The 19828-nt window shown below is 74.0% G+C and carries 19 protein-coding genes; 9 read left to right on the plus strand and 10 right to left on the minus strand.

The genetic code is table 11. The features are described 5' to 3' along the window. Positions 1-16 precede the first annotated feature (16 nt). From ADL34_RS28010 to ADL34_RS28025, 4 genes are all read right to left on the minus strand, one after another. Positions 17-1390, minus strand: coding sequence for a pyridoxal phosphate-dependent decarboxylase family protein (locus tag ADL34_RS28010; protein ID WP_062673837.1), 1374 nt, complete (start codon positions 1388-1390; stop codon positions 17-19). A gap of 191 nt (positions 1391-1581) precedes the next feature. Beyond that, positions 1582-4104: an aminopeptidase N gene (pepN, locus tag ADL34_RS28015; protein WP_062673877.1), complete on the minus strand. Its 2523-nt coding sequence runs from the start codon at positions 4102-4104 to the stop codon at positions 1582-1584. Between the two features lie 134 nt (positions 4105-4238). After that, positions 4239-4604: a chorismate mutase gene (locus ADL34_RS28020; protein WP_062673839.1), complete on the minus strand. Its 366-nt coding sequence runs from the start codon at positions 4602-4604 to the stop codon at positions 4239-4241. Between the two features lie 476 nt (positions 4605-5080). Then, complete coding sequence (locus tag ADL34_RS28025; RefSeq protein ID WP_234375122.1) at positions 5081-5881, minus strand: S1 family peptidase; 801 nt, start codon at positions 5879-5881, stop codon at positions 5081-5083. 162 nt (positions 5882-6043) lie between these two features. Between ADL34_RS28025 and ADL34_RS28030 the strand changes: the two genes are divergently transcribed. Further along, entirely contained in the window at positions 6044-6949 is a 906-nt protein-coding gene (locus ADL34_RS28030) for a hypothetical protein (RefSeq protein ID WP_062673844.1), read from the plus strand. Positions 6950-6964: 15 nt separating this feature from the next. On the opposite strand, the gene ADL34_RS28035 is transcribed toward ADL34_RS28030, so the two are convergent. Both ADL34_RS28035 and ADL34_RS28040 read right to left on the minus strand, forming a co-directional pair. Continuing rightward, a complete protein-coding gene (locus ADL34_RS28035) occupies positions 6965-7870 on the minus strand; it encodes an SDR family oxidoreductase (RefSeq protein WP_062673846.1) in 906 nt (301 codons plus the stop codon). Next, positions 7867-8613: an SDR family oxidoreductase gene (locus ADL34_RS28040; protein WP_062673848.1), complete on the minus strand. Its 747-nt coding sequence runs from the start codon at positions 8611-8613 to the stop codon at positions 7867-7869. Before ADL34_RS28040 ends, ADL34_RS28035 begins: the two co-directional genes overlap by 4 nt. 54 nt (positions 8614-8667) lie before the next feature. On the opposite strand from ADL34_RS28040, the gene ADL34_RS28045 reads away from it, so the two are divergent. The 4 genes from ADL34_RS28045 to ADL34_RS28060 are packed head-to-tail and all read left to right on the plus strand — an operon-like array spanning position 8668 to position 12058. Next, a complete protein-coding gene (locus ADL34_RS28045) occupies positions 8668-9444 on the plus strand; it encodes an enoyl-CoA hydratase family protein (RefSeq protein WP_062673849.1) in 777 nt (258 codons plus the stop codon). Further along, on the plus strand, positions 9445-10284 hold the full coding sequence (locus ADL34_RS28050; protein WP_062673851.1) for a CoA transferase subunit A: 840 nt from the start codon (positions 9445-9447) through the stop codon (positions 10282-10284). It begins immediately after the preceding gene. Next, a complete protein-coding gene (locus tag ADL34_RS28055) occupies positions 10281-11012 on the plus strand; it encodes a CoA-transferase subunit beta (protein WP_384601124.1) in 732 nt (243 codons plus the stop codon). The genes ADL34_RS28050 and ADL34_RS28055 overlap by 4 nt, the downstream gene beginning before the upstream one ends. Then, positions 11012-12058 (plus strand): NAD(P)H-dependent flavin oxidoreductase, encoded by a 1047-nt coding sequence (locus ADL34_RS28060; RefSeq protein WP_062673853.1) that lies wholly within the window; start codon positions 11012-11014, stop codon positions 12056-12058. The genes ADL34_RS28055 and ADL34_RS28060 overlap by 1 nt, the downstream gene beginning before the upstream one ends. 7 nt (positions 12059-12065) lie before the next feature. Here the strand turns inward: ADL34_RS28060 and ADL34_RS28065 are convergent, their stop codons facing one another. From ADL34_RS28065 to ADL34_RS28075, 3 genes are read right to left on the minus strand one after another with little or no spacing between them, the layout of a single operon-like run. Next, positions 12066-13223, minus strand: coding sequence for an acetyl-CoA C-acetyltransferase (locus ADL34_RS28065; RefSeq protein WP_062673855.1), 1158 nt, complete (start codon positions 13221-13223; stop codon positions 12066-12068). A 22-nt stretch (positions 13224-13245) separates the two neighbouring features. Next, positions 13246-13860, minus strand: coding sequence for a TetR/AcrR family transcriptional regulator (locus ADL34_RS28070; protein ID WP_062673857.1), 615 nt, complete (start codon positions 13858-13860; stop codon positions 13246-13248). A 30-nt stretch (positions 13861-13890) separates the two neighbouring features. Further along, a complete protein-coding gene (locus ADL34_RS28075) occupies positions 13891-14676 on the minus strand; it encodes an SDR family oxidoreductase (protein WP_062673860.1) in 786 nt (261 codons plus the stop codon). A gap of 76 nt (positions 14677-14752) precedes the next feature. On the opposite strand from ADL34_RS28075, the gene ADL34_RS28080 reads away from it, so the two are divergent. Next, complete coding sequence (locus ADL34_RS28080; RefSeq protein ID WP_062673862.1) at positions 14753-15895, plus strand: acyl-CoA dehydrogenase family protein; 1143 nt, start codon at positions 14753-14755, stop codon at positions 15893-15895. A gap of 136 nt (positions 15896-16031) precedes the next feature. Then, the gene (locus ADL34_RS28085) at positions 16032-16997 is read left to right on the plus strand and encodes an acyl-CoA dehydrogenase family protein (RefSeq protein ID WP_062673881.1); all 966 of its coding nucleotides are present in this window, start codon (positions 16032-16034) and stop codon (positions 16995-16997) included. Between the two features lie 13 nt (positions 16998-17010). Here ADL34_RS28085 and ADL34_RS28090 read toward each other — a convergent pair whose 3' ends face one another. After that, positions 17011-17736 (minus strand): vWA domain-containing protein, encoded by a 726-nt coding sequence (locus ADL34_RS28090; protein ID WP_062673863.1) that lies wholly within the window; start codon positions 17734-17736, stop codon positions 17011-17013. Positions 17737-17922: 186 nt separating this feature from the next. Here ADL34_RS28090 and ADL34_RS28095 point away from each other — a divergent pair, with 186 nt between their 5' ends. After that, positions 17923-18861 carry a rhomboid family intramembrane serine protease gene (locus tag ADL34_RS28095; RefSeq protein WP_062673865.1) on the plus strand — a complete coding sequence of 313 codons (939 nt, stop codon included), beginning with the start codon at positions 17923-17925 and terminating at the stop codon, positions 18859-18861. Next, a complete protein-coding gene (locus tag ADL34_RS28100; RefSeq protein ID WP_062673867.1) occupies positions 18858-19763 on the plus strand; it encodes a chitosanase in 906 nt (301 codons plus the stop codon). The genes ADL34_RS28095 and ADL34_RS28100 overlap by 4 nt, the downstream gene beginning before the upstream one ends. Positions 19764-19828: the final 65 nt, after the last annotated feature.

Here is a 19828-nt window from a genome sequence, read left to right on the forward strand (position 1 = left end):
GGCGGGGACTGCGGGGTCATCCGGGGGTGTTTCCTTCCACCAGTTTCAGGAGGGCGGCCAGGTCGTCGGGGCGGGCCCGCGGGTTGAGCAGGGTGGCTTTGAGCCAGAGGCGCCCGTCGGCGTGGGCGCGGCCGAGGACGGCCCGGCCGTCGGTGAGGAGGCGGCGGCGTACGGCGGCGACGGCGGTGTCCGTGGCGTGCGCGGGCCGGAACAGGACCGTGCTGAGGGTGGGCCGGTCGTAGAGGTCGAAGCCGGGGTGGTGGGCGACGAGGTCGGCGAGGCCGGCGGCGAGGTCGCAGACCTGGTCGACGAGCCGGCCGAGTCCGTGGCGGCCGAGGGTGGCGAGTGTGACGGCGATCTTGAGGACGTCGGGGCGGCGGCTGGTGCGCAGGGAGCGGCCGAGCAGGTCGGGCAGGCCGGCGTCGGTGTCGTCGTCGGCGTTGAGGTAGTCGGCGCGGTGGTGCAGTGCGGCGAGGTCGGCGGGGTCGCGGGCGGTGAGGAGTCCGGCGGCGACGGGCTGCCAGCCGAGTTTGTGCAGGTCGAGGGTGACGGTGTGGGCGGCGTCGAGGCCGGTGAGCCGGTGCCGGTGCCGGTGGCTGAACAGCAGGCCAGCGCCGTAGGCGGCGTCGATGTGGAGGCGGGCGCCGTGGGCGGCGCACCGGGCGGCGATCTCGGGGAGCGGGTCGATGAGTCCCGCGTCGGTGGTGCCGGCAGTGGCGGCGACGAGGTGGGGGCCGGGGAGCCGGGTGAGGGCTTCGTCGAGGGCGGCGGGGTCGAGGACGCCGGCGGGTGCGGGGACGGTGACGGGGTCGGGGAGTCCGAGCAGCCAGGCGGCGCGGGGCAGGGAGTGGTGGGCGTTGGCGCCGTGCAGGAGGCGGACGCCGGTGCCCTGGGTCTCGCGGGCGAGGAGGAGGGCGAGTTGGTTGGACTCGGTGCCGCCGGTGGTCATGAGGGCGTCGGGGGTGGCGGGCGCGGGGTGGATCTCCTCGGCGAGGGCGCGGGTGACGAGGGCTTCGAGGACGGAGGCGGCGGGGGCCTGGTCCCAGGAGTCCAGGGAGGGGTTGAGGGCGCTCGCGGCGAGGTCGGCGGCGACGGCCACGGCGAGGGGCGGGCAGTGCAGGTGGGCGGCGCACAGCGGGTCGGCGGGGTCGGCGGAGCCTTCGGCGAGGGCGTGCACGAGGTGCTGGAGGGCATCGGGGTCGCCGTGTTCGGGCAGGACGTCGGGGAGGGCGGCCCGGACGCGGGCGGCGACGGCCCGGGGGCCGCCGGAGGGCAGGGGGCCGCCGCGGGCGCGGGCGCCGGTGTCGAGCGCGGTGAGCACGGTGTCGAGCAGCGGCCGCAGGGCGTCGGGGCCTTCGGGGCCTGAGGCGAGCGGTGAGGGCGTGTTCATCGTGTCCTCCCGGGCGCGCTGGACGAGAAGGACCTCCAGCTTGGACCCGGTGGCGCGGCGGCACCCGGAAAGCCCCCTGACCGGAACCCGAAAGGGGGTATTTGTGTTCGTCGAGCGCGTGTCGTACGGGGTGTCGCCCGTACGGCGGAGTAGGGGGCGCCGGCGGAACCGGCGCCCCCTCTCATCGCGTCCTAGTCGCCCTGTCCGTCCTGCCCGCCCTGCCCCTCCTGTCCTTCGCGGACGCGCAGGGCGCGGGCGAGGTCGTCGAGGTGGTCGGCGAGCCGGCGGCGCAGGGCCGGGGCGGGGTCGGCGTCCGTCAGGCAGGTCTCGCCGAGCCGCAGGGTGTCGGGGTCGACGGCGTGCGCGGGGAAGGCGTGGCGGCCGGCGGCGTCGGCGATGGCGGGGCCGCGGCGGGCGGCGACGGCGGGCGCGTCCTGGAAGTACCGGGCCACGTACGGCCGTACCAGGTCGGCCTGTTCGGGCTGCCAGAAGCCCTGGGCGGTGGCGGTGAACAGGTAGTTGGACAGGTCGTCGGAGGCGAACATGGCGTCCCAGGCGCGGGCCTTGGACTCCTCGCCGGGCAGGGCGGCCCGGCAGCGTGCGGCGCCTTCCTGGCCGGTGGCGCTGGGGTCGCGGTCGAGTTCGGCGGCGATGGCGTCCTCGTCGGTGGCGCCGAGGACGGCGAGCCGGGCGAGGACGCGCCAGCGCAGGTCGGGGTCGAGTTCGGGTCCGCCGGGGACGGTGCCGTCGGCGAGCCAGGCGGCGATGGTGTCGGGGTGGGCGGCGACGTCGATGAAGTGGCGTACGGCGATCAGGCGCAGGCCGGGGTTGTCGCCGTCCTCGGTGCGGCGGATGAGGTCGCGGCACAGGGCGGCGAGCAGGGCCAGTCCGCCGGGCCGTTGTGCGGGGGTGAGGTAGCGGTCGGCGATGTGGGTGCCGGCGAAGGCGAGGACGCCCTGGACTACGGCGAGGTCGCGTTCGTGCGGGAGGTGGGCGCGGGCGGCCTCAAGATAGGCGAGGGGGGCGAGTTCGCCGTCGCGGACGGCGTCGCGCAGGGCGTTCCAGACGACGGCGCGGGTGAGCGGGTCGGGCAGTCCGGCGAGGCTCGTGCGGACGGTGTCGAAGGACGCGGCGTCGAAGCGGACCTTGGCGTAGGTGAGGTCGCCGTCGTTGAGGAGGAGCAGCGCGGGGCGCTTGCCGACGGGCAGCGGGGCGTTCTGCGGGATGTCGAGGTCGAGGCGTTCGCGCAGGGTGAGGCGGCCTTCGTCGGCGCCGAGGTCCTGGTCGTAGAGGCCGACGGCGACGCGGTGGGGGCGGCTGCCGGCGCGGTCGACGGTGAGGGCGCAGGTGCCGTTCTCGCCGGCGGTGACGGTCGGGGTGAGGGTGTCGACTCCGGTCGTGCGCAGCCAGGCGTCGGCCCAGGCGTGGACGTCGCGTTCGGTGGCGGAGGCGAGGGAGTCGATGAAGTCGGCGAGTGCGGCGTTGCCGAACTTGTGCCGGGCGAAGTGGGTGTTGATGCCGGCGAGGAAGTCCTTCTCGCCGAGCCAGGCGACGAGCTGGCGGAGCGCGGAGGCGCCCTTGGCGTAGGAGATGCCGTCGAAGTTGAGCAGGGCGGAGGCGGTGTCGTCGACGTTCTCGGGGGCGACGGGGTGGGTGGTGGGCCGCTGGTCGGCGTCGTAGCCCCAGGACTTGCGGGCGACGCCGAAGTCGGTCCAGGTGTCGGTGAATCGGGTGGCCTCGGAGCAGATCTGGTAGCCCATGTACTCGGCGAAGGACTCGTTGAGCCAGATGTCGTCCCACCAGCGCAGGGTGACGAGGTCGCCGAACCACATGTGGGCCATCTCGTGGGCGATGACCATGGCGCGGGTCTGGCGTTCGGTGTCGGTGACGGCGGAGCGGTAGACGAACTCGTCGCGGAAGGTGACGAGGCCGGGGTTCTCCATGGCGCCGGCGTTGAACTCGGGGACGAACGCCTGGTCGTAGGAGTCGAAGGGGTAGGGCTCCTCGAACTTCTCGTGGAAGCGGTCGAAGCACTGCCGGGTGATCTCGAAGAGTTCCTCGGTGTCGGCGTCGAGGTAGGGGGCCAGGGAGCGGCGGCAGTGGATGCCGAAGGGCAGGCCGCGGTGTTCGGTGCGTGCGGAGTGCCAGGGTCCGGCGGCGACGGCGACGAGGTAGGTGGAGATCAGCGGGGTGGTGGCGGCGCGCCAGCGGCCGTCGCCGAGGTGTTCGGTGACGCCGTTGGCGAGGACGGTCCAGTCGTCGGGGGCGGTGACGGTCAGGTCGAAGACGGCCTTGAGGTCGGGCTGGTCGAAGGCGGCGAAGACGCGCTGGACGTCGTCGAGGAACAGCTGGGTGTAGACGTAGGTCTCGCCGTCGCTGGGGTCGGTGAAGCGGTGCATGCCCTCGCCGGTGCGGGAGTAGCGCATGGCGGCGTCGATCCGCAGTTCGTGCTCGCCGGCGGTGAGGCCCTTCAGGGGGAGGCGGTTGCCGTCCAGGGTCTCGGGGTCGAGGGGGCGGCCGTCGAGGGTGGCGGTGTTCAGCTGGGCCGGCTTGAGCTCGACGAAGGTGTCCGCGTCGGCGCGCGCGGTGAACGCGATGACGGTGTGCGAGTCGAAGGTGTCGTCCCCGGTGGTCAGATCGAGTGCGATCTCGTAGCGGTGGACGTCGAGGAGCTGGGCACGGGTCTGCGCTTCGTCGCGCGTCAGTACGGACATGAACGACATGCTGCCTGATGCCGCCGGTCAGGCACAGAGCGGGCCCGGTAAGGACGTGATGTCCGGTTCACCGGGGACAGGGTGGGGCTGAGGGGGCGGTGCCGGTCCCGGATCGGGGCGGGCCCGCCCCGCGGTCACTCCCCCGGGCCGGACGCGTCCGCGGCGGGTGCGGCGCCGTTGGTCTTGTCGTCGGCGATGCGCTCGTGGTGCCGGATGACCTCGGCGATGATGAAGTTCAGGAACTTCTCGGCGAACGCGGGGTCGAGTTTGGCGTTCTCGGCGAGGGTGCGCAGCCGGGCGATCTGGCGGGCCTCGCGGGCCGGGTCGGCGGGCGGCAGCTGGTGGCGGGCCTTGAGGTGGCCTACCTGCTGGGTGCACTTGAAGCGTTCGGCGAGCATGTGGACGACGGCCGCGTCGATGTTGTCGATGCTGTCGCGCAGCCGCGCGAGTTCCTCGCGGACGGCGGGGTCGACGGCGCCGGGTGACGTGTTGCTGGTCATGGGCGCCCAGCCTACGGGGCGGGCGGGGCGGGCGTCGGCCGGATCACGGGGGGATCGGCGGGGTAGGTCGACGGGGTGCGGGCCGGGGTGCTGACCGGGGAGGACGCGGTCCTCGGCGAGCCTGTCGCCCGGCACGCGCGCGGTGGCTGCCGCTGGAGGCGCTGGACGCCCTCGGGGCGGTGCGGGAGGTGGCGTCGGGCGATGTTCCCGGGGACGGTGCCCCGGGGCTGGACCGGGGCACCGTCGTGGTGCGGGGTGCCGGTGACGCCCGGCTGGAGCTGCCGGGTAGACCCGCGGGTTCGTGCGGGTCGGCGGCTTCCGCCTGGGCCGCTACTGGTCCGCGGGCCCGCAGCGTGCGCTGTGCGGGCCCGGGCCGGCCCTGCGGAGGGCGTCAACGACGTGGGGCTGCTGGAGCTGGAGGGTGCGGGCCCCGCCGCTCCCGCCCCGCTCCTGCGGCCCGTGTGAGAGGTCCCGTCCTACAGGGCGTTCGCCGCGCGGGCGATGTCCTTGGCGAAGTGGCTGACCTCCGTGTAGACGCCGGGCACGCCCGTGCGGGCGCAGCCGTCGCCCCAGCTGACGATGCCGACCTGGATCCACTTGCCGGCGTCGTCCTTGCGGAACATGGGGCCGCCGGAGTCGCCCTGGCAGGTGTCGATGCCGCCGGACTGCCAGCCGGCGCACAGTTCCTCCTTCGACACCAGCCGGTTGCCGTAGTGGCGCTTGCAGGTGCGGTCCGCGACGAAGGGGACGGTGGCCTTGCGGAGCTTGGTCGTGCCCGTGTTGGCCCCCTCCCTGGTGTCGCCCCATCCGGCGATCGTGAACATGCCGCGGTTGTAGCGGTCGGTGGTGGCGATCTTCAGCGTCGGCTTGTCGATCGGCCGGGCCAGCTTGATCAGCGCCCAGTCCTTGCCGGTGCCGTCGTAGCCGGTGGCCACCTTGACCTTGGTCGACTTGACCTTGATCGCGGAGGACGAGGTCAGGTCGTTGACGCCGGCGGTGACGGTGATGCCGGTGTTCGGGCCGGAGCGGTCCATGCAGTGGGCGGCGGTGAGGACGACGTCCTTCTTGTAGAGCGCCCCGCCGCAGCCCATGGAGAGGTGGACCATGAACGGGAACTCGTTCTGCGCGGCGGTCGTTCCCCCGACGACGCGGGTGGAACGGGAATCGGCGTGCGCGGTGAAGGGCTGAAGCGAGGCGACCGCGAGCGCCACGGCGCCCACCGCCGCGGCTCGGGTGGCCAGGGATATGCCGGTTCTTCTCGGCGGGCTCTGGGTCAACAGACGTCCTTTCATGGTGTGTTGAGCGGCCCGCAGTATGAAGATCGGCCCAGTGGTGTGGCAAGGACGGATCTCACGCCGGGGGTGTGGAACCACGCCGGGGAAATCCCCCTCACCTCCCCGTAGAGTGGAATCGGGTCGGAGACGTCCAGGGGGTGCGGCGTGGCCAACGGCGGACCGGTCGAACACGGCTTTCCGCACCTGGAGACGGTGCGGGCGTCGATCACGGCGCTCTACCGGCGTCTGTCGTACGACACCGTGCGGACCTTCTCGGCCAGCGTGGCCCCCGCCGACGTGGCGTTCGGCGACGTCGACGACCTGCATCTGGGGGCGCAGCGGGTCGCGCGCGAGCTGGTGCGGCACTTCCGGCTGCCGGACGCGCGCCTGGTCGTGGGGTTCCGGGAGATGAGCCACGCGGCGAACGTCGAACTGACGGCGGGCCCGGAGTACTTCGTCGAGCTGAACGACCGCTTCCGTACGCATCGCCGGGACATCGGGGCGGCCCTGGCGCACGAGGTGACCCATGTGTATCTGCACCGGCTGGACCTGTCGTTCCCCGGCACCCGGGAGAACGAGATCCTGACGGACACGGTGACCACGTACCTGGGCGCGGGCTGGCTGCTGCTGGACGCCTACCGGGAGGACTCCGCCTCCTCGCAGAAGCTGGGCTATCTGACGCCGGAGGAGTTCGGGTACGTCCTGGCCAAGCGGTCGCTGCTGTTCGGTGAGGACCCCTCGGTGTGGTTCACCAGCCCGCAGGCGTACACGGCGTACGGCAAGGGCATGGACCGGGCGCGTGAGGACGCGCGGCAGCCTCCGCTGACCGCCGCGGGCTGGGCGGGCCGGCGGCGCTACGCCCACGACCGGCGCCGGGCGCGGGAGCAGCGGGAGCAGCGGGAGGGCGGCGAACGGCCGGGCGTGCCGTACGCGTTCACCCCGGAGGGCGGGGAGTCACTGAAGGTGTCGTTCCCGTGCCCGACGTGCCGGCAGCGGATCCGGGTGCCGGTGCGGGGGCGGGTCCGTGCCCGGTGCGCGCTGTGCCGGACGGTGCTGGAGTGCGACACCTGACGGGGAGGCGCGCGGTCAGGTCCCGTACACGCGGCGCGGGCGTGCCGCCTCCCGCAGCAGCCCGCGTGCCGCCTCCCCCGCCTCCGCGGGGGTCCACCGGGCGCCCTTGTCGGCCGTCGGGCCCGGCGTCCAGCCCTCCATGACGGTGATCCGGCCCCCCTCGGCCTCGAAGACCCGGCCGGTGACCCCGGTGCTCGCGGCCGAGCCCAGCCAGACGACCAGCGGGGAGACGTTCTCCGGCGCCATCGCGTCGAAGCCGGTGCCGGGCGCCGCCATGGCCTCGGCGAAGACGTCCTCGGTCATGCGGGTGCGGGCCGCCGGGGCGATCGCGTTGACCTGGACGCCGTAGCGGGCCAGTTCGGCGGCGGCGACCAGCGTGAGGCCCACGATCCCGGCCTTCGCGGCGCTGTAGGCGCCCTGCCCGAGGGAGCCGAGCAGTCCGGCGCCGCTGCTGGTGTTGACGACGCGGGCGGCCGGGAGGTGGCCCGCCTTGGTCTCCGTCCGCCAGTGCGCGGCGGCGTGCCGCAAAGGCAGGAAGTGGCCTCTGAGGTGGACGCGGACGACCGCGTCCCAGTCGTCCTCGCCGAGGTTGACCAGCATCCGGTCGCGCAGGAAGCCCGCGTTGTTGACGAGGGTGTCGAGCCGTCCGTACGTCCGCAGGGCCGTCGTGATCAGGGAGGCCGCTCCGTCGGCCGTGGCCACGTCGGTGGTGTGGGGGACGGCGTCGCCGCCCGCCGCGAGGATCTCGTCGGCCACCCGCCGGGCCGGGCCGCCGTCAGCCGCCGTGCCGTCCGGGCCGACCCCGAGGTCGTTGACGACGAGGCGGGCGCCCTCGGCGGCGAACGCGAGCGCGTGCGCGCGGCCCAGGCCCCGGCCGGCGCCGGTGACGACGACGACCCGTCCCGTGCAGATCCCGCTCATGGTGTGCCTCCGTCGGTGTCGCTCACGGCGTCCAGGAACGCGGGCCGTTCGCCGCCGCCGTGGACGAGCAGGCTCGCGCCGCTGATGTAGGCGGCGGCGTCGGAGGCGAGGAAGACGGCGGCCGCTCCGACGTCGGCCGGGTCGGCGAGGCGGCCCATCGGGACGGTGCGGGCGGCGCGGGCGGCTCCGGCGTCGCCCCCGTAGTGCGGGCCGGACCGCTCGGTGCGGACCATGCCGACGACCAGGGTGTTGACCCGTACGCGCGGCGCCCATTCGACCGCCATGGACCGGGCGAGGCTCTCCAGCCCGGCCTTGGCGGCCCCGTAGGCCGCCGAGCCCGGTGAGGGCCGGCCGCCGCTGACGCTGCCGATCATCACGACGGAGCCCCGCGCGCGGGCCAGGTGCTCGTGGGCGGCCAGGGACGCGGTCAGCGGGGCGAGGAGGTTCAGTTCGATCACGCGCGCGTGGCGCTCGGCGCCGGCGTCGGTGAGCCGCCGGTACGGGGTGCCGCCCGCGTTGTTGACGAGGACGTCGAGGCGCGGCAGCGCCCCGAAGAAGTCCTGGACGGCCCCCGTGTCACGCAGGTCCAGGGGGACGAACCGGGCGCGGGGCAGGGGCGCTTCGGGTGGGCGGCGGGCGCAGGTCAGCACCTCGGCGCCTGCCTCGGCGAAGGCCCGCGCGATCCCGGCGCCGACACCGCGGGTGCCGCCGGTGACGACCACGACCTTCCCGTCCAGCCCCATGCCCGGCTACCCTCCACCTAACAAACGTTTGGTGGAAAGGTAGCTGATGCGGCCATGGGTGTCTCCACCTCGTCCCCCGGAAAAGGGACGGATCACGAGGGAATCGCCGTCGTCACGGTCGCCTTCCCGCCGGTGAACGCCCTGCCGGTGGACGGCTGGCGGGCCCTCGCCGACGCCGTGCGGGCCGCGGGCCGCGACCCGGAGGTCCGCTGTGTCGTCCTGACGGCCGAGGGGCGCGGGTTCAGCGCCGGGGTCGACATCAAGGAGCTCCAGCGGGGCGGCCACGACACGCTGATCGGCGTCAACCACGCGTGCGCGGAGGCGTTCGCGGCGGTGTACGAGTGCCCGGTGCCGGTGGTGGCGGCGGTGCACGGCTTCTGCCTGGGCGGCGGCGTCGGCCTGGTGGGCAACGCGGACGCGATCGTGGCGAGCGAGGACGCCGTGTTCGGGCTGCCCGAGCTGGACCGGGGCGCGCTGGGCGCGGCCACCCATCTGGCCCGGCTGGTCCCGCTGCATCTGCTGCGCGCCCTGTACTACACCGCGCGCACGGTCACCGCGGCCGAGCTGCACGCGCACGGCGCGGTGTGGCGGGTCGTGCCGCGCGCCGGACTGCCGTCGGCGGCCCTGGAGCTGGCCCGGGAGATCGCGGCGAAGGACGGGCGGCTGCTGCGGCTGGCCAAGGCCGCGCTCAACGGCATCGACCCGGTCGACGTGCGCCGCGGCTACCGCTTCGAGCAGGGCTTCACCTTCGAGGCCGCCCTCAGCGGTGTCGCCGAGCGGGTGCGGGCCGGCTTCGGCGCGCCCGCGGCGGGCGGGACGGAGGAGGCGTAGATGCGGGACAAGACGATGACCGCCGACGAGGCCGTGTCCCGGCTGCGGGACGGCATGACGGTCGGGATCGGCGGCTGGGGCTCGCGCCGCAAACCGATGGCCCTGGTCAGGGCGCTGCTGCGGTCCGAGGTCTCGGACCTGACCGTGGTGTCGTACGGCGGCCCGGACGTCGGGATGCTGGCGGCGGCGGGCCGGATCCGCCGACTGGTCGCCCCGTTCGCGACGCTGGACTCCATCCCCCTGGAACCGCACTTCCGCACGGCGCGCGAGCGCGGGGACCTCGATCTGACGGAGGTCGACGAGGCGATGTTCCTCTGGGGGCTCCAGGCGGCGGCGAACCGGCTGCCGTTCCTGCCGGTGCGGGCCGGGCTCGGCTCCGACGTGATGCGGGTCAACCCGGGCCTGCGGACGGTGACCTCGCCGTACGACGACGGCGAGACGTTCGTGGCGATGCCCGCGCTGCGGCTCGACGCTGCCCTGGTGCACGTCAACCGCGCCGACCGGCGGGGCAACGGGCAGTATCTGGGCCCCGACCCGTACTTCGACGACCTGTTCTGCGAGGCGGCGGACACGGCGTACGTCTCCTGTGAACGGCTAGTCGACACCGCCGAGTTGACCAAGGCCGGGCCGCCGCAGTCGCTGCTCGTCGGACGGCACACCGTCACGGGTGTGATAGAGGCGCCGGGCGGCGCCCACTTCACGTCCTGCGCCCCCGACTACGGCCGGGACGAGGAGTTCCAGCGTGTCTACGCGACGACGCCCTGGCCCCGGTTCGCCGCCCGCTACCTCGGCGGCGACGAGCGGGCGTACCGGGCGGCGGCGGACGGGGGGCGGTCATGACGGAGGCCATGACGGAGGCGACCCGCGCCGAGCACTGCGTGATCGCCTGCGCGGAGGAGTGGCGGGGCGACGGGGAGGTGCTGGCGAGCCCCATGGGCCTGATCCCGTCGATCGGCGCCCGGCTCGCCCGGCTCACCTTCGCGCCGGAGCTGCTGCTGACCGACGGGGAGGCCCTGCTCGTCACGCCGGACGGCACGGTCGAGGGCTGGCTGCCGTACCGGCGGCACCTCACGCTGGTCACCGGGGGGCGCCGGCACGTGATGATGGGCGCGAGCCAGATCGACCGCCACGGCAACCAGAACATCTCGTGCGTCGGCCCCTGGGAGCGGCCGGTGCGCCAGCTGCTCGGGGTGCGCGGCGCGCCCGTCAACACGCTGAACAATCCGGTGAGTTACTGGGTGCCCCGGCACTCGCGGCGGGTCTTCGTGGAGCGCGTCGACATGGTGTGCGGGGTGGGCCACGACCGTGCGGCCGGCGCCCGGTACCACGCTCTGCGGCGGGTGGTGTCCGACCTCGGCGTCCTGGACTTCGGCGGGCCGGGCCGCACGATGCGGCTCGTCGCCGTGCATCCGGGCGTCACCGTGGAGCAGGTGCGGGAGGCGACCTCGTTCGAGCCGGCGGTGGCGGACGAGGTGGCGGTGACCCGGTCGCCGACCGCGGCCGAACTGCGGCTGATCCGCGAGGTGATCGACCCCGGGAACGCCCGGGCGAGGGAGGTCGCCGGGTGATGGAGACGGCGCTGACCCGGCTGACCGGGGTGCGGCACCCGGTCGTGCAGACGGGGATGGGCTGGGTGGCGGGCCCGCGTCTGGTGGCGGCCACGGCGAACGCGGGGGCGCTGGGCGTCCTGGCGTCGGCGACGATGACGGTGGACCGCCTGCGGGAGGCGGTGCGCGAGGTCAGGTCCCGTACGGACGCGCCGTTCGGGGTGAACCTGCGCGCCGACGCCCCGGACGCCGGCGACCGGGCCGACGTCCTGATCGCCGAGGGGGTGCGGGTCGCCTCGTTCGCCCTCGCGCCCTCCCCGGAGCTGATCGCCCGGTTCAAGGAGGCCGGGGTGCTGGTCGTGCCCACCGTGGGCGCCCGGCGGCATGCCGAGAAGGTCGCCGGCTGGGGCGCGGACGCGGTGATCGTCCAGGGCGCGGAGGGCGGCGGGCACACCGGCGCGGTGGCGACGACGGTGCTGCTGCCGCAGGTGGTGGACGCCGTGCGGATACCGGTCGTGGCCGCGGGCGGCTTCTTCGACGGGCGCGGCCTGGCGGCGGCGCTCGCGTACGGGGCGGCCGGGGTCGCGATGGGGACGCGGTTCCTGCTGACGTCGGACTCGACGGTGCCGGACGCGGCGAAGGCGCGCTATCTGGCGGCGGCCGTCGGGGACGTGACGGTCACGCGGGCCGTGGACGGGCTGCCGCACCGCGTGCTGCGCACGGACCTGGTCGACGCATTGGAGCGCTCCGGCCGGGTGCGGGCGCTGGCGCGGGCGGTGCGCGCGGCAGCGGGCTACCGGGCGCTGTCGGGCACGGGCTGGCGCCGGATGGTCCGGGAGGGCCGCGCGCTGCGCCACGGCAAGGACCTGACGTGGAGCCAGGTCCTGATGGCCGCGAACACGCCGATGCTGCTGCGGGCGGCCATGGTGGACGGCCGGACGGACCTGGGGGTGATGGCCGCCGGGCAGGTCGCCGGGGTGATCGGCGACCTGCCGTCGTGCGCGGACCTCGTGGCCAGGATCATGCGGGAGGCCGAGGAGGCCCGGGAGCGGGTGGGCCGGTACTGAGGGGCCGTCAGAGGCGTTCGATGATGGTCACGTTGGCCTGGCCGCCGCCCTCGCACATGGTCTGCAGGCCGAACCGTCCGCCCGTGCGCTCCAGTTCGTGCAGGAGCGTCGTCATCAGCCGCGCGCCGGTCGCGCCGAGCGGATGCCCGAGCGCGATGGCCCCGCCGTTCACGTTGACCCGGTCGGGGTCGGCGCCTGTTTCCTTCAGCCAGGCGAGGACGACGGGGGCGAACGCCTCGTTGATCTCCACGAGGTCGATGGCGTCGATGGGCAGGCCGGTCTTCTTCAGGGCGTGGGCGGTGGCGGGGATCGGCGCGGTCAGCATGCGCAGGGGGTCCTCGCCGCGCACCGACAGGTGGTGCACGCGGGCCCGGGGGGTGAGGCCGTGCTCGCGCACCGCCCGCTCGGAGGCGAGCAGCATCGCGGCCGCCCCGTCGGAGACCTGCGAGGAGCACGCGGCGGTGATCGTGCCCCCGGTGACGACCGGCCGCAGGGCGGCCATCTTCTCCAGCGAGGTGTCCCGGCGCGGACCCTCGTCCACGGCGACCGGCCCGTAGGGCACGATCTCCCGTTCGAAGCGGCCCTCGTCGACGGCCCGCAGCGCCCGCCGGTGCGAGCGCAGAGCGAACTCCTCCTGCTCGCGCCGGCCGATCCGCCACTTCGCGGCGATCATCTCGGCGCCCGCGAACTGGTTGACGGGCTTGGTCCCGTACCGGGCGCGCCAGCCCTCGCTGCCCGCGAAGGGGCCCTCGGTCAGTCCGAGGGGTTCCGCGGCCTGCCGGGTGGCGAAGGCGATGGGGATCATCGACATGTTCTGCACGCCGCCCGCCACGACCAGGTCCTGGGTGCCGGAGAGCACGGCCTGGGCGGCGAAGTGCACGGCCTGCTGCGAGGAGCCGCACTGCCGGTCCACGGTGACGCCCGGGACCTCCTCGGGCAGACCGGCCGCCAGCCAGCAGGTCCGCGCGATGTCACCGGCCTGCGGCCCGACCGCGTCCAGACAGCCGAAGACGACGTCCTCGACGGCGGCCGGGTCGACGTCCACCCGGCCGAGCAGCGCGGTCAGGACGTGGGCGCCGAGGTCGGCGGGGTGGACCGCCCCGAGCCCTCCCCCGCGCCGTCCGACGGGCGTACGGACCGCTTCGACGATGTAGGCCTCGGCCATGGCGACTCCCTGCGTCGGGGGGCTATGCGCGTACGGCGATCCCGTCCAGCACCATCGACAGGTACTGCCGGGCGATCTCCTCGGGGCTGTGCTGTCCGCCGGGCCGATACCAGGACGCGGCGACCCACACCGTGTCGCGGACGAACCGGTAGGTCAGGCGGACGTCGAGGTCGGGCCGGAACACCTCGGCCGCGACACCGCGCTCCAGCGTCGACAGCCACGCCTTCTCGAACCGGCGCTGCGACTCGGCGAGGAACGCGAACCGCTCCTGGGCGGCGAGCTGCCGGTTCTCCTTCTGGTAGATCGCGACGGCGGCCCGGTGCCGGTCGATCTCCCGGAACGACTCGGTGACCAGGGCCTCCAGCGTCTCGCGCGGGCCCAGCCCGGCCTCCAGGACGGCGTCGTAGCCGGACCACAGCTCGTCGAGGAAGGAGCGCAGGATCTCCTCGAGCATCGACTCCTTGGAGTCGAAGTGGTAGTAGAGGCTGCCCGCGAGCATGCCGGCGTGGTCGGCGATCGTACGGACGGTGGTGGCGTTGTAGCCCTGCTCGGCGAACACCTCGGCGGCGGTGTCGAGGAGTTCACGGCGTCGGGCGGCCGCGGCGGTCACCTGGGGTTCCTTCTTCTTGGTCGGCACCGGTCCATTGTCGTCGGTCGTCATCGGGGTCTAGGCGTGCTGGTTGCTGACGGAGACGGTCTCCCCGGTCATGTACGAGGAGTAGTCCGACGCGAGGAAGACGATCACGTTGGCCACCTCCCAGGGTTCGGCGGCCCGTCCGAACGCCTCACGGGCGGTGAGTTCCTCCAGCAGCGCGGGGGTCGTCACCCGGGACAGATGCGGGTGCAGGGCGAGGCTGGGCGCCACCGCGTTGACCCGCACCCCGTACGGGGCGGCCTCGACGGCGGCGCACCGGGTCAGCGCCATGACCCCGGCCTTCGCGGCGGCGTAGTGGGCCTGCCCGGCCTGGGCGCGCCAGCCGACGACGGACGAGTTGTTGACGATCACGCCGCCGCCGGTGGCGCGCATCCGGCGCAGGGCGGCCCGGGTGCAGCGGAAGGTGCCACCGAGCGTGACGTCGAGGACGCGCGTCCACTGCTCGTCGGTCATGTCGACCAGAGGGGCCGTCCCGCCGAGCCCGGCGTTGTTGACGACGATGTCGAGCCGGCCGTGCTCCCGTTCCGCGGTGTCGAACAGGGCGCGTACCTGGGTCTCGTCGGTGACGTCGCACACCGTGGACGTCACCGCGTCCCCGAACTCCTGGGCGAGCTGGGCCTGATGATCCTTGAGGCGCCGGGTGTGCGGGTCGCTGATCAGGACCCGCGCGCCCTCCTGGAGAAGGCGCCGGGCGGTCGCCCCGCCGATGCCGGCGCCCGCCGCCGCCGTGACGACGGCCGTGCGACCGCGCAGCAGTCCGTGCCCGGGAACGTACGCCGGTGCCTCGACGGGTGTCATGGCAGCACGCTAACCTACCAAACACTTGTTAGGGAAGACCGTCGGGGAAGCTCCGCTCGTCCGTGAGGAGGACGCTTTGGACCTCACGTACTCCGCCGCCGACGAGGCGTTCCGCGCCGAGGCCCGCGCCTGGCTGCGGGAGCATGTGCCGGAGCGTCCGCCGCCGTCGCTGGAGACCGCGGAGGGCTTCGCCGCGCACCGCGCGTGGGAGGCCGAACTGTCCGCCGCCCGCTGGTCGGTCGTCGACTGGCCGGCCCGGTACGGCGGCCGGGACGCCTCGCTGGTGCGCTGGCTGCTGTTCGAGGAGGAGTACTACGCGGCGGGCGCGCCGGGCCGCGTCGGGCAGAACGGCGTCAGCCTGCTCGCCCCGACCCTCTTCGCGCACGGCACCGAGGAGCAGCGCGCGCGGGTGCTGCCGCCCATGGGCACCGGGGAGGTGGTGTGGGCGCAGGCGTGGTCGGAGCCGGAGGCGGGCTCGGACCTGGCCGCGCTGCGGTCGAAAGCCGTCCGGGTGTCCGGCGGCTGGCTGCTGTCGGGGCAGAAGACGTGGTCGTCGCGAGCCGCGTTCGCGGACCGCGCGTTCGGGCTGTTCCGCTGCGACCCGGACGCCGAGCGGCCTCATCTCGGTCTCGTCTACGTGATGTTCGGCCTGCGCGCCCCGGGGGTGACGGTCCGTCCGATCGCCCGGCTCGACGGCAGGCCGGCCTTCGCGGAGCTGTTCCTGGACGAGGTGTTCGTGCCGGACGACGACGTGATCGGGGAACCCGGCGAGGGCTGGCGGATCGCGATGGCCGCGACCGGCAACGAACGCGGGCTGATGCTGCGCTCCCCCGGCCGCTTCCTCGCGAGCGCCGGCCGGCTGCACCGGCTGTGGCGGGCGCGGGGCGAGCCGGAGAGCGCGCGGGCCCGGGTCGCCGACGCGCTGATCGGGGCGCGCGCCTACCAGTTGTTCGCCTGCGCCGCGGTGTCCCGGCTCGCGGACGGCGGGTCGATCGGCCCGGAGTCCAGCCTGAACAAGGTGTTCTGGTCGGAGTACGACATCGCGCTGCACGAGACGGCCCTCGATCTGCTCGGCGCCGAGGGCGAGGCGGCCGACACCGAGTGGGCGGAGCGGTACGTCTTCGCGCTGGCCGGACCGCTGTACGCGGGCACGAACGAGATCCAGCGGGACATCATCGCCGAGCGCCTGCTCGGCCTGCCGAAGGGGCGCCGCGGATGAGGCGCCTCGCCCGCGACGCCGAGGGGGCGCCGCTCATGAGGTGCCCGCCCGCACCGCCCATGACCTTCCCGCCCGCGCCGCCGAAGGGGCCCCGCCCACGACGTACCCCGCCCACGCCACCGAGGAGGCGGTGCCCATGAGGTTTCTGTTCGACGCCGAGCAGCGTGCCTTCATCGGATCGCTGGACAAGATGCTGACCACGGCGGACACCCCGGCGGTCGTCCGGGCGTGGAGCCGGGGCGAGCATGCGGCGGGCCGCGCCCTGTGGTCCCGGCTCGCCGACGCCGGCGTGTGGGCGCTCGCGGTCCCCGAGTCCCGGGGCGGGCTGGGCCCCCGGCCCGTGGAACTCGCCGTCGCCTTCGTGGAACTGGGGCGGCACGCGGTGCCGGGCCCTCTGGTGGAGACGGTCACGGCGGCGGTGCTGCTGGCCGGGCTGCCCGAGACCGGCCCCGCGGGGCGGCTGGTGCCGGCGCTGCAGGCGGGCGAGGCGCTGGCGACCGTGGCGTGGGACGCGCCGTACGCGCTGGACGGGGACGTGGCCGGCGTACGGCTCGCGCTCACCGGCGAGGGCCTGTTCCTCTCCCCCGGACACGGACCGGTGCGCCGCTCCCTGGACCCGGCCCGCCGTCTGACCTCCCTCGCGCCCGGAGGGCGGCTGCTCGCCTCCGGGCCACCGCCCGCGCGGGCCCTCCTCCACGCCCGTCTGTGCACCGCCGCGCAGGCCCTCGGCGTCGGGGAGGCCCTGCTCGCCCAGGCCGTCGGCCATGTCCGGCGGCGCACCCAGTTCGGGGTCCCCGTCGGCTCGTTCCAGGCGGTCAAACACCGGCTGGCCGACGCCCGGATCGGTCTCGAGTTCGCCCGGCCCCTCGTCTTCGGCGCCGCGCTGACCCTGGACCCCGCCGACGTCGCCGCCGCCAAGGTGGCCGCCGGTGAGGCCGCGTACGCCACCGCCCGGGCGGCCCTCCAGGCGCACGGGGCGATCGGCTACACCGCGGAGTGCGACCTGTCGCTGTGGCTGACCAAGGCCCGTGCGCTGCTGGGCGCCTGGGGCGACCCGGACACCTGCCGGACCGAGGTGCTGCGGGGCGCGGGCCTCCGGTGAGCGCGGGCCGCCGTCAGACGGGGGGCACGATGCCCCGCGCCCGCGCCGCCGCCAGCCACTGCGGGAACTCCCCGACGAGACGGTCGTACAGCTCGCCGTCCGGCATCGCCGACGGGTTCTGGCCGGCGTGGAAGAACCCGGCGTTGTCGACGACCCGCTTGTCCGGCACCGGGAGCTCGTCGAGCCGGCGCAGGAAGTCGAACTGCTTGCTGCCCCGGTCGCCGAACCCGACGAACTGCCAGAACAGCGGGAGCCGTGCCGCCTTGCACAAGTACCGCTCGGCGGCGAGCCGGTTGATGGGCCCGCCGTCGGTCTGGAAGACGACCAGGGCCGGCTGCTTCGACCCGCTGTCCAGGTAGTGGTCGATGACGGCGTCCATGGCCAGGTGGTAGCTGGTCCTCCCCATGTGCCCGAGCCCGGACACGATCCGCTCGATCCGGCCCTGGTGGGCGTCCAGCGCGATCTCGGTGACGGCGTCGACGTCGGTGGAGAAGAAGACGACCGGGACCCGGCCGTCGTCGTCGAGGTGCGCCGACAGCCCGAGCACCCGGTCGGCCAGGGCCTGCACACTGCCGTCCCCGTAGAACGGCTTCATCGACCCGGAGTAGTCCACCACCAGGTAGACGGCGGCCCGCGCCCCGTCGAGACCGTGCTTGCGCAGCGACACCCCTGCGCTGCGGTACGGGCCCGCCAGCGCGGGCGCGGTCTCCTCCACCTTGCTCAGACTGATCGCGGCCATGTCCCCTGCCCCCTCGTACGGCACCCCGGCGGCCCGACCCTACGGCACACCCGTCCCGCTCTCCCCTTCTGCTCTGCACCGGCATTCGATTTCGGCACCGGGGTTCGATATTTTGTTCGCCGCCGTATCTTGTTCGCCGCCGTCCTCATCGGCTCACCGTTCATTCGATCCTTCAGGGAGCCGGCAGTGGAGCCCGAGCCCACCGACGCAGCCGTCACCACGTGCTACCGCCACCCCAGGGTGGAGTCGCATGTGCGGTGCACGCGCTGCGACCGCTACATCTGCCCCTCCTGCATGCGGGAGGCGGCCGTCGGGCACCAGTGCGTGGAGTGTGTGAAGGAGGGGGCGCGCTCGGTCCGGCAGGCCCGCACGCTCGTCGGCGGTCGGATCACGAGCACACCGCTGGTGACCTCGGTCCTCATCGGCCTGAACCTGGTCGCCTACCTGGCCGAGCTGGCCCGCCCGGAGCTGGTCGACCGGTTCGCGATGGTGTCCGCCCGCCTGACCGGGCCGGACGGCGCCTTCTACGTCTACCAGCCCGGACTCCCGCCCGGCTTCGAGCCGTCCGGTCTGGTCGCCGGGCAGTGGGAACGGCTGCTCACCAGCGGCTTCCTCCACCTGCCGCCGACGGAGGGCACCTTCGGGCTGCTGCACATCGTGCTGAACATGCTCGCGCTGTGGCAGCTCGGCCGGGTCGTGGAGCCCATGCTGGGGCGGCTGCGGTTCATCGCGCTGTACCTTCTGGCCACGCTCGGCGGCTCGGTCTTCGAGCTGATGCTCACCGACGTGAACACGGAGTCGCTGGGCGCGTCCGGCGCGATCTTCGGACTGGGCGCCGCCTACTACGTGCTGGCCCGCCGGATCGGGGCGGACATGCGGTCCGTCAACCGGTTCATGGTGTTCCTGCTGCTGTGGATGCTGCTGTCCGCGGGCCTGACCTCCTGGCAGGGCCACCTCGGCGGACTGCTGACCGGCGCGGCGGTCACCGCCGCCTTCGCCTACGCCCCGCGCGGACCGCGCCAGGCCCTGATCCAGACGGCCGCGTGCGCGGGCGTCCTCGTCCTGCTCGCCGTGGCCGCCTTCGCCAAGGTCTCCGAGCTGACCGGTGGAGGAATACCCCTGTGAAGCGTTCCGGCATCCTGATCTTCGCGGCGGCGCCGCTGGCGCTCACCGCGGCGGCGTACTTCCTCATGCCCACCGACTCCGCCGAGAGCCCTGCCTCCCCCACCGTCAGCACCCAGGAGGCCTCCCGTCAGGAGGCCAAGTCCCGTGCGGAGAAGGAGCGGTCGGCGGACGACGAGCTGATCGCGGACCAGCCGCCCGGCCTCGCCGCCCCGGCCACGAAGACCCTCGCCCAACAGCTGGTGTCCAGCGCCGAGAACTCCACCCTGAAGTGGCGTGACACCTTCGGCTACATCGAGGACATCGGCGACGGCCAGGGCTACACGGCGGGCATCATCGGCTTCTGCACCGGCACCAACGACCTGCGCATCCTGGTCGAGCGCTACACCGCCGACCACCCGGGCAACGGGCTCGCGAAGTACCTCCCCGCGCTGCGCGCCGTCGACGGCACCGACTCGCACGAGGGCCTGGACCCCGGCTTCACCGAGGCGTGGAAGGCGGAGGCCCGCAAGCCTGAGTTCCAGCAGGCCCAGCTCGCCGAACGCGACCGCGCCTACTTCGAACCGGCCGTGCGCCTCGCCAAGCTCGACGGGCTGGGCACCCTGGGCCAGTTCATCTACTACGACGCGATGGTCTTCCACGGCCCCGGCATCGACGACGACGGCTTCTACGTGCTGCGCGAACGCGCCCAGCGCGAGGCGGACACCCCCGCCCAGGGCGGCTCCGAGAAGGAGTACCTGGACATCTTCCTCGACATCCGCCGCGAGGCCATGAAGGACAAGCGCCCCGGCATCGACACCAGCCGCATCGACACCGCCCAACGGCAGTTCCTCTACGACGGCAACCTCGACCTGAAGCCGCCGCTGACGTGGAAGGTGTACGGGGAGACCTACCACCTGCCGTAGCCGCCGGCCCGCCCCCGGCCGTCCTGGGGCCGTCCCCGGCCGTCCGGGCCGTCCCGGACATGCCG

The sequence above is a fragment of the Streptomyces sp. NRRL WC-3605 genome, assembly GCF_001509795.1.
In the GTDB taxonomy this organism is placed as follows: Bacteria; Actinomycetota; Actinomycetes; order Streptomycetales; family Streptomycetaceae; genus Streptomyces; species Streptomyces viridochromogenes.